Source organism: Marinobacter sp. (assembly GCF_035268745.1).
GTDB lineage: Bacteria > Pseudomonadota > Gammaproteobacteria > Pseudomonadales > Oleiphilaceae > Marinobacter.
Map to the genome: position 1 here is coordinate 26,028 of NZ_DATFKH010000139.1, position 9,847 is coordinate 35,874.

6 protein-coding genes are annotated in these 9,847 nt (G+C 58.6%); all 6 read right to left on the reverse strand.

Translation table 11 applies throughout. The annotated features are described in order from the left end of the window. Positions 1-5 precede the first annotated feature (5 nt). A complete protein-coding gene (locus VJ956_RS11110; RefSeq protein ID WP_324084834.1) occupies positions 6-1,619 on the reverse strand; it encodes a phage tail sheath family protein in 1,614 nt (537 codons plus the stop codon). Positions 1,620-2,037: 418 nt separating this feature from the next. Next, on the reverse strand, positions 2,038-2,433 hold the full coding sequence (locus tag VJ956_RS11115) for a group II intron maturase-specific domain-containing protein (RefSeq protein ID WP_324084836.1): 396 nt from the start codon (positions 2,431-2,433) through the stop codon (positions 2,038-2,040). Positions 2,434-2,538: 105 nt separating this feature from the next. Further along, positions 2,539-3,942: a xanthine/uracil/vitamin C permease gene (locus VJ956_RS11120; RefSeq protein WP_324084838.1), complete on the reverse strand. Its 1,404-nt coding sequence runs from the start codon at positions 3,940-3,942 to the stop codon at positions 2,539-2,541. Positions 3,943-4,231: 289 nt separating this feature from the next. Beyond that, positions 4,232-6,562: a phospholipase D-like domain-containing protein gene (locus VJ956_RS11125; RefSeq protein WP_324084840.1), complete on the reverse strand. Its 2,331-nt coding sequence runs from the start codon at positions 6,560-6,562 to the stop codon at positions 4,232-4,234. A gap of 102 nt (positions 6,563-6,664) precedes the next feature. Further along, positions 6,665-8,749, reverse strand: coding sequence for an MtrB/PioB family decaheme-associated outer membrane protein (locus VJ956_RS11130; RefSeq protein WP_324084842.1), 2,085 nt, complete (start codon positions 8,747-8,749; stop codon positions 6,665-6,667). A 25-nt stretch (positions 8,750-8,774) separates the two neighbouring features. After that, entirely contained in the window at positions 8,775-9,752 is a 978-nt protein-coding gene (locus VJ956_RS11135) for a DmsE family decaheme c-type cytochrome (protein ID WP_324084844.1), read from the reverse strand. Between the last annotated feature and the right edge of the window lie 95 nt (positions 9,753-9,847).

Below are 9,847 nucleotides of genomic sequence, written 5' to 3' on the forward strand. Positions count from 1 at the left end.
CTCCCTTATTTTTGCCCGACTTTTTGCTGGATGCGAACGATCACGAACTCCGCCGGTTTCAACGGCGCGAAACCGACCTGAACAATGACCTGGCCACGGTCAATGTCGCCTTGGGTCATGGTCTGCCCGAGGCCGCAGCGAACAAAATAGGCGTCGCTCGATTTCTCGCCCTGAAAAGCGCCCGAGCGATGCAGGCCACTCATGAAAGATTCGATATTCAAGCGCAGCGCCGACCAGAGCCGGTGATCGTTGGGCTCGAACACCGCCCAGTGAATTCCGTTAAAAATACTTTCTTCAATAAACATGGCCGTGCGCCGGACCGGAATGTAGCGCCACTCGGGATCGGCTTTGGTGGCCAGGGTCCGCGATCCCCATACCACCGCCCCATAGTTGGGTAATTGCCGGAAGGCGTTGATACCCAGAGGGTTCAAGTAATCCTGCTCGGCGTCCTCGACGGTGTATGAAAGTTTGTTCAATCCAAGTAATCCGTTGGCAACACCGGCCGGCGCTTTCCATACGCCCCGGTTGCCGTCGGTTTTGGCCCACTGACCGGCGGCATAGGCGGACGCCGGAACCGGCAACAGACGCGGAACATTGGGGTTTTTCTCCGCATCGAAAAACGGATTTCTGGTTTTCGGCCAGGGATAATAAATGGCCGCATAGCTAGAGGTCGTCAGCTTCATGTCCGTTATGTCTTTGGCCTTTTCCAGCTCCTGGGTCGGTTTGAGATCCGGAATCACCATCCGGTTCTTCATGGTTTCGCAGTGGCTGATGGCGCTCTGAATGGTTTCCTTATCGTCATTCCAGTTTTTATCGGGCAGCAGAATGATATTGATATCTCGGTATTTCAAAAACTTGCTGAAGACATCGTCATACTCCAATTTGTCCGCGATATCGCCGTTGGCCCCCGCTGACAATTCGATGGTGATGCCGGAATCGCCCGCCGTGTTAATGGCGGTGAGCGCATCTCCGGCGTTGGCAACAGTCACCTTCCCCACCCGCTCGGACTTCTCTGGCAGTAATTCGGCAATAAACTGGTCGCTGTCCTTGTCCAGCGACAGGGCGTCATAACTCTCTTGAGCGATAAAGGTTAAGTTGTCATCTTCCCGGCCCACTTCAACGTCGAAGAGCGCCTCGTTTACCTTATCTTTGGTTTTGTCTTGTGCCGTGATCCTGACTCGCAGTCCGTTACCCCACAAACCGGGGCTGAATGCTTCAACGGTCAGCGGATCGCTATCCGTCAGTGCTCCGGACGCTGGGGCAGCGGCGTCATCGGCGACGCGCACGATGTAGGCCTTGCCACCCCCGTTTTGGAAAAATGCATAAACCGCCCGCCCCATCAGGTCATCGGGATCTTCGGGCTTTTTTCTCTCGCGGAATCCGCCAAAGTTGTTTTCGTAATCTTCCCAGCTGGTGATGAAAGTGGGTTCTTTGAAGGGGCCCTCGTCGGCGTACCCGACAAACGCAGCGGTGGAAGTGCCGACGGCTTCAATAGGTTTGGAGCCACTGGGAATTTCTTCAATATAAACCCCAGGGTGCAGGTAAGAAGGCATGGTTCTATCTCCAGTAGTTCGTGAGAGTTGTAAAAACTGCACAGCCAAATACTGCAGGCGCTCCAAGCCTTGTCATGTTTTGTTTGGAGCTCTTTTAAGTCTAGGTAATACAGATCTCTAGTCAAAGATGAATTCGCCGACGGGCTCCGGGCTCCTTTCGAGAGCCAGCAAAGCCCGGCCGCGGTAACCGGGCTTTGCTGTCCAGAGGCTCGAAAATGACATGCGTGGTGCCATCACGGTAAGGCGTCTTCAACTGGCACCTGAGACCTCTGCCCTGATCTTCAACAGGCGATTTTTGATCTGGAATCTCGAATCCGAAGAAGATCCTGCGTGTTGTTCTATAGCTCATACCTCCTCGTTAAATATATGAAGGATCAGCAGCTTTCTCCAGGCACATCAGGGATAGGGGGGACCCATCCGGCTCCGCCCCTCCCACACCACCCGGCAAACGGCTCCGCACCGGGCGGTTCGAGAAGTTGAGGTATCACGAGAGTCGCGGCACGCCCAACCGATCGAAGTAAGCAACCGTCAGCACATGATGGATCGCAGAACGGCTATTAGGCCACCAACGGCGACTCAGCGGCGCCACGGATTCCGCAACCCAAGGGCTTGCACCAAGGCGTAGCAGTTCCTGATAGGTGGTCCTGCCACGCCGCCACTGCTTTAGGTCGAGGGCTCTCAAGCGACGGCGTATCCACTCATCCAGTGATCGCCAGATGCGTGGCATTTGCGCGAGCCTGAAGTACCCCTTCCATCCCAACAGATAGCGGCGGAGCTTCTCCACCACCTGTTCAATGCTGCGTCCTCCGTTGCGTCGGGTCAGTTGCCTGACCCGCCACTTGAACGCCTGCAACGCCTTGCTGGACAGTCCACGCCTCACCTCGCCGTCCTTTAGCACTTGCAACAGCCCCTGTTGAATCACAGACGGTCGGTCGCCCTTCCGCAGTTGCACTTCAATTCGTTCACTGTGGGCAAGCCCCTCAGATCAGGCGTTGCCGTAATCCGAGGGTTTTTCCTCGATATGGATCGGTTCCTCCGGCTCCTCCCCGGCGTGTTCGGCCATCGCTTTCCTGGTGCGCTTTTCGATCAGCAGGTAGAGGACGATGCCTACGCCCAGGCCCCAGGCGGCGCCGTAAACGGCCAGGACGACGCCCATGGTGCCGGCCACACCCATGGAGGTGGCGTTATCGACCTGCTCCACAGCGACGCTGATGCACAGGTAGCCGGTGATCAGCAGGGTGATGGAGAGGGCAATGGGCAGCACCGGTTTGAACAGGGTGACCAGGGGCAGCATGAACAGCGCGATAAAGCCGACGATCCAGAAGATGCCCGCGCCGCTGTAGATGGTATCCATGGCGGAGCGACCGTAGCGGTAGCGTTCGGCGATGGTGGCCATGGCGCCGGTGAACAACGGTCCCGCCAGCCCCGGGTAGGGGGCGAAGAAGCTGTGCATCAGGTTGCGGATACCGGTAATGATATGAACCTGGTCCACGTTGACTTCGATCTTCTCGTCGGGGCGCAGGTGATCGACCCGGTCCAGCAGGCTCTGGCCGACGATTATGTCGCCAAAGGCAATGATGTAGGCGATGATCGCGGTGGGAATCGCCATCCACAGGATCTCGATGCCGGGGAAACCGACGGTAAAGGGCAGGTAGTTCCACATCTCGCCAAACGCGGGTGACGAGAGGCCCCACTGCACGTCGGGCATCTCATACTCACCCACGATCCAGCCGATAGCCATGGCGACCAGGGCTCCGGGTACCATGCCGTAGCTGGAGATGGCCTTGGCCCACCGGTGCTTCTCGATCAGATCCCTGAAAGAGAGGGAAAAAAGCACATAACCGGTGACGGCAAATCCAAGCATCAGGGAAATGGGCGTATTGGCCAGGCGACCGCCCTCGGAGATCTCTCCGGTAATGGCGGCGATACCGGCGCCAAGCAGAATCCCTGCCTTCATGGAGCTGGGAAACAGGTTGACCAGCTTGGTGCCCAGACGTGTGATCCCCAGGAAGAAAAAGATGAAGGTCACTACCAGTTGCAGTCCCACCAAGGCCCTGATGGCCTCCGGGCCGGGCTCGAACTGGCCGATAAACAGCAACACCACGGGAATGGCGGGAGTAATCCAGCCAGGTACGAAGGGGGTGCCCAGCAGGTTAGGCAGCATAAAGCCGAAGCCGCAGACCACAACGTAGGCCAGTGCCACCTCATACGGCAGGCCCAGATATTTTTCCAGCAGCGGAATCATGGCCATGCCGACCACGAACATGATCAGGGCCTGGATGGTCTCCGCCATTTCCCACCGGTAGTGGATAAAAGGCAGGCGAATCTTGAAGGGGCCGGCAGGCCAGTAGGGATGCACGTCTCCGTACTTGCGCTCAAGTAAAGCCATAGTCAATCCTATGTAATAGCGAGATTTATAAGGGTTTCGGAACTTCGTCCTGCGTTCCGCCGCTATTATTTTTGTTTTGAGCGCACAGTCTGGATGTGCCGACAAGACCCTACGATTTTTCGGGTTATTCTTCGAGCCTTCGCAAATCTATTGGGATGGGAGTCAATTGTCGATGGGCGACACTGCGACTTTGGTGGTGAATCGAGACCAAAGTATAAGGGCAAACCCTTGGGAAGGATCGGTTGTAGCAATCAATAGCGTGCAACGGCCCGCCCGGCGAGCCAGCGGTTCAGATGCCCTTGAACAGCTCATTGAAGCGTTTCTGCTGCTGCCGCGCGCGTCTTCCGGGGCCGAGACTGCCGGCGCTCAGGGTGTAGGCGGCATCCAGCGTACGCACCAGCGCCGCCTGCATTTTTGCTACTTCTGAATCATCGTCTATCCAGCGCTCGGCGCGATATTTCGCCAGCAGCTGCTGCTGGGTCGCCAGATCCTCTTCCAGCATCTGCGCCCGCGACGTATTACGGAAATAGTCGGTGACATTGACGGTACGGTCGGGGCTGGCGATCAGCCATTCGGCCCAGGCAGTGTATTCAGCCACCAGCCCGGGTGCATTGCGAATGAACAGTCCGTTGTTGCTGTCCATCATGTAACTGCGCACATCAGCGTTGCTGGAGCCGATGTAGATGTCGCGGCCGAATACCATCACCTTGCTGTGCAGGGACTGTTGTGCCGACCCGGGCAAGGCACCCGCCGGACGAAGGTATTCATGGTACGACACCGTGGCCGCACGCTCCGGATCGCGGGCTTGTTCGTTGTACTCGGCAAAGGCCTTGATCGCATGTCGTGCCGCAACGTTGACGACATTCAGGTCGGTCGTCTCTATCGAGTTGGTCAGCACCCTGATGGTGACGTGGCGGCAATCCAGAGAGCCATCGACCATGGCAGCCAGTTGTCGCATGATGTTTGACGGCAGGAAAAAGTAGGCGTTGTGCATCAGCACCTGCTGCGGACTGGCAGCGCTCGCTTCGGCGCAGACGTTACGCATTGCCGCCAGCCAGGCGGCGTGGATATGCTTGCCGTACTCGCCTTCCAGTGTATTGATAGCACCATAGCCGCGTGCCGGCTGTGCATCTTCGGACGCCAGGTACCAGGGCAGGTTCTCCAGATAGTAGATGTCGGCGCCGGCATCGACCCTGAATACCGGCCCACGATCATCTCGCGCCGGCGCTGTTCGCTGATCGTAAACGGCCGCATTGCGCATCATGTGCGCGTACTGCTGCTCCATCCGCTCGGCCAGGCTGCGCCCGATCGCCTGCGCCAGCGCCTGCTGGTGGCAGGCGGCATGTCGGCTCCGGTCGGCTTCCTGATCCGCGCACGCGGCAGAGGCGGCTGCATTGGCGACAAGAAAATCATTCGGCGCATGCCTGCGCACCTCGGCCAGATCGGCGACCATGGTCCGGAAACTCCACAGACGGTCGAACGAACGGGTCAGAGCATCGCCGCCGCCGTGCAGTGCCAGCGCCACATCTGTGTCCATGAAAACGTACTTTTTGGTCAGCGGATTTGGTGCCATGTGGTATGAGTCCTCCACATTGCGCCCGCCGAGCATCAGTTCATCCTCGTCTGTCAGCAGAAACTTGTGGTGCAGAAATTCGGTCAGGTAGCGCCAGTCGCGGCGAGCGGCGTCGGCATCTGTTTGTCGTTCGGCGGGAAGATAGGCGGTGAAGGTGTCGAACACAGGATCGATCTGCTCGCCGAAGAACAAACCGGCAAGTCCGAGCTTGATCTTGCCTGCGAGACGGTCGACGCCGGCGCCGAAACGCGACTGCCAGTAGATTCTGCCCAGTTGCCTGAGCTGTTCCACGTTCTCGCTGCTGGACTGCCCTGCCCCCTGCTGGACTGCCGTCATGTCGATGTTCTGCCCCTGCGAGACCGCCATTGCCATCAGATTGGGGTTCTTGCCATAGAGTCCGGAAAGAAAGAGCCCGGAATTACCGATATCAAGATTGGAAATGTTCTGCTTCGCCGCGGCGGTACCGTTTATTTGCTCATCGGCGAACAAGCGTTCGATTTCGGCGAACTTGGCCTCGGCACAACCCGCCGTCTGTCCCTCCGGACGTACCTCGCCGCAACCCATGGTCAGGTACACCGCATCCTTTACGATGTTGCTGGTTGGACGATTGTACAGCCGCACCTGCAGACTTCCCGAGCCACTGTTGCCCTGCTCTTCCATCATCGAAAGCAGGTCCAGATGTTGATAGTTTGCGTGGTAGTCCAGCAGCATACGAACGGCCACGCCGCGCTGCGCTGCCTTGATCAGCGCGCGGCTCAGAGCGGATGAAGTGTAGTCGTCGGCGAAGATGTAATAGGCCAGGTCGATGCGCCTGTCAGCGCTGCGGACCATACGCAGTTTGTGCTCGAACGAATCGTCGTTGTCGCTCATAACCACTGCTTCGGCGACATTGAGCGGGGGCGCAGACGCGTTGAGTTGGAGACTGGCGTCCGAGAGCGTGTTGCTGTCGGCGCTGGTAGCGCTCAGGTATCGCGTTTGTGGGTGGCTACAGGCGCTTAGAATAACAATCGAGAGACCAAACCAGAATGCCCGATTCAACTTGCGCATTGTGCTTTCCCCAAACCGGCGGCACACCGGGATGGTGCCCATCTTCTGATTCAGTCAATCGCCCCGGCGCGAGTCTGTCAAGTCCCGTTCATCGCCGTAAGTTCAGAAATGGTATCTGGTTGAAATGCCGACCACATGGACCAGGTAATCAGGGCTCTCACGGCCAAGAGTCAGTACACTGTTGATGGTGTCCGGCGCTACCCCGTCAATGGCAAAGTCGTCCTGATCATAGCTTTCCACCAGATAGTCGAGCCGGAACGACCAGCGCTCTGAGTAGGCGTATTCACCATACAGCTGCAGGCTGATCCGGTCCGCTGTCAGGTCGGGGAATGCCTGTTCCGAAGTGCTGGTGCGGATGCCGATGTCACCCTCGGAGCGGGTAAAATTCAGATCCAGACCCATATCCAGGTCCGGCACAACGCCATTCGCCTGGACGCCACCGCCAAAGGTGCGAACCGTGTCCTTGTAATCCGCAAACCAGTCGGGACCGGCGAAATTGTTGCTGCCGGCGATATCTGAGCTGATGACCTGCCGGGTCAGGTACACATAACTGTTGAGATTATGGGTCGGTGACCAGGTTACGTCAGCGGAATAGAGCCGGTCCTTGGATTCGGTCAGACCGATCCCGGAGTTGTGGTAGTCATCCCGGGCATATTCCGCCTGCATGCCAACGCTGACAGCATCTGTGGGATAGAGGTTGACCCGAAGGCCAGCTTTATCCCGTTCGCGATCAGCAAGATTGTACTTGCGCAACAGCGGATTTTCCCCCGGAACGAGCCCCAGTGGCTCGTACTCGCCATCGATATCGCGGTCTTCATGCTCCAGACGCAGGCGCAGATCCGCATGCTCCCAGGCGCGGGTGCGGAGCTGGGCAAATACCGAGTCCGTATTGGTTGCATCCACTTCCTGAAGGGTTTGCTCCTTGCGCTCGCGGCCGTAGCCACCGGTCAGGGTCGTGCGCCTCATCAGGCGGTAATCTGCACTGAATTCGCCTCCGCTTTTCTCGAAGCTGTAGGGGCGATTCTCCTGTAAACCGGCAAGAAAAACATCGGTACTGACCTGCTGGTAGGCCTCCACCGGTGTTTTGTTATCCCTTTCGTCGTAGAAGCCTTCCGCATTGAGGGTCAGCCGGCGGCCGACCACACCGACCAGACGCAACCGGGCATTGAGGGTATCCACCTCGGCGTCCAGATTGTCCCGCGGCAGCGTAACGGCGGCGAGGTTGCCATTGATGGTGGCGGGTATAAACGTCTCATCCTGGCTCATCCGACCGATAGCCAGCTGGCCGGAACTCTGTAGCCAGCTCCAGGGCCGGTAGGCCCCCGACAGGGTCAGGCGATGGAACTGGTTATCAGGTGCCGCCGCCAGCCTGCCGCGGTCTTCGCCGTTAAAGTCGGAGAAGGGGTTGTCCCACACCAGCGGCTCGCGGTCATTACGGTAGAAGGAGCCATGGTAGGCCAGACGCACCTGCCACAGGTCTTCCAGGTAACCCACCGAGAGATCGAATCGATGGGTGATATCTTCCACCGGCTCGGCCAGCAGAGCGGAGTTGAATATGAAGCTGCCGCCTTTCTGCCGGGTACCGTCCCGCTCATCCCCGGTATACTGGAAGTTGTAGTCCCAGTGCTCTCCCTGCAGGAACTGGAAACCGGTAGCGAGGGTTTTGCGCTTCAGTTCCAGGGTGATGTTCCGCAGCGCACCATCCAGCTCGGTCATTCCGCCGGTACTGCTGGACCGCACCCAATTGTTGGGCAGCGTCAGGTTGGCGCTGCCAACACCAGAGAAAGGCGTGGCCGCGCTGCTGTCATAGCCGCTGGTCAGTTCCCGATAGTCGAGAAAGTAGCGGTAACTTCCCTGGTGTCCGGCTTCCAGGCCTGCACGACGGGACTCAACACCAAGGTCTTCGGCTTTGAGAGACCAGTAGTCCCCGGTTTCGCTACGGGAGCGGACAACGGCGCCGCCATTGGCGTAGAAGCCGTTATCGTCCAGGCCCTTGTAGCCTGTATAACCAACATCCTCGTTATCCGCCGCCAGCAGGCCGAGCTCCAGATAACCCCGGGTGCCCCAGTCGAAGTCGCAACCCTCACAGGTCTGCGGTTCCGTTCCACCTTGAGCCCAGACACCTGAGGCACCGGCGAGTAGCGCCAGATACAGGGAACCGGTCCATCGTTTCTTGGGTGCAGGCATGGCACTGTTCTCCTTTCTCAATGCGTTAACGACTCAGGTTCGCCCCGGAGGGGTGATTGGAACCATGCACCTGGGAGTGGCAGTTCAGGCAGCTACCGCCGAGCAGGAAGCCCGAGGAGTTTCCGGCGGGTAAACCGTCCGGGGTCTGGGCAATGCTGGGATGGCCCGCTCTGGAGTGACATTGCTGGCACAGCAGCGGTGGCCGCTGGGTCAGCAGTGCTGGCTGGTTCGAGCCATGGGGCTGGTGACAGCTGGTGCAGTCATCCGCCACCGGGGCGTGCTCCCAGAGGAAAGGCCCGCGTTTCTCCGCGTGACAGCCGTAGCAGGTGTCGTTGGAGGTCATTTCCTTGAGCATGGCCTCGTTCAGGGAACCGTGGGGCTCATGGCAGTCAGAACAGGCTATCTCACCAAACTTCATCGGATGGGATGACATCTGGTGGGCCTCGGACTGAATGTTCCGGTGGCAGTCGTAACAGACCCTGGCCTCTTCCTTGGCTACCGTTACCGGGTCTTCAGTCACGTGAACCTTATGACAGTCTGCGCACGCGACTTCCGAGCGTTGGTGGGTTCCTCCCTGCCAGTGCATCTGTTGATCACGCTGGTGACAGTCCAGGCAGATTCCGTTCTGTTTCTCCTCGGACCACATGGCGTTCTTGCCAAAGGCCGGGATCGGCGGCCGTTCCTGGCCAAAGCGTACCCGCTTGGCATGATCCGCGCCGGGGCCATGGCAGGACTCGCAGGATTTCTGGGCGAACGGTGTCCGTGAATCTGCAGCAACTGCGTGGGGGGTTTTCAGAATCGACAGTACCGGAAAGTCGCTGTCCTCATCGTGACAGCGCAGACAGGCGTCTGCGCCATCGCGGGAGTATTCCGGTTCTGCTTCATCACCCTCGGCAGCCAGCCCTGACGGGCTGGCTCCGAACAGGGCAATTACCAGCAGCAGTCCCAGTGCAAACCAGCGTACCGGCAGTTGCCATTTTCTGTGAAGCTTTGCGTTTATCATTGCCGTTTGTCGCTCCGATTCCATGTGGAAGTCAGAGCGGGGCAAGGCCCCGCTCATCGTGACGGTATTCAGTCACCGCGATGGACTTCGCCGAC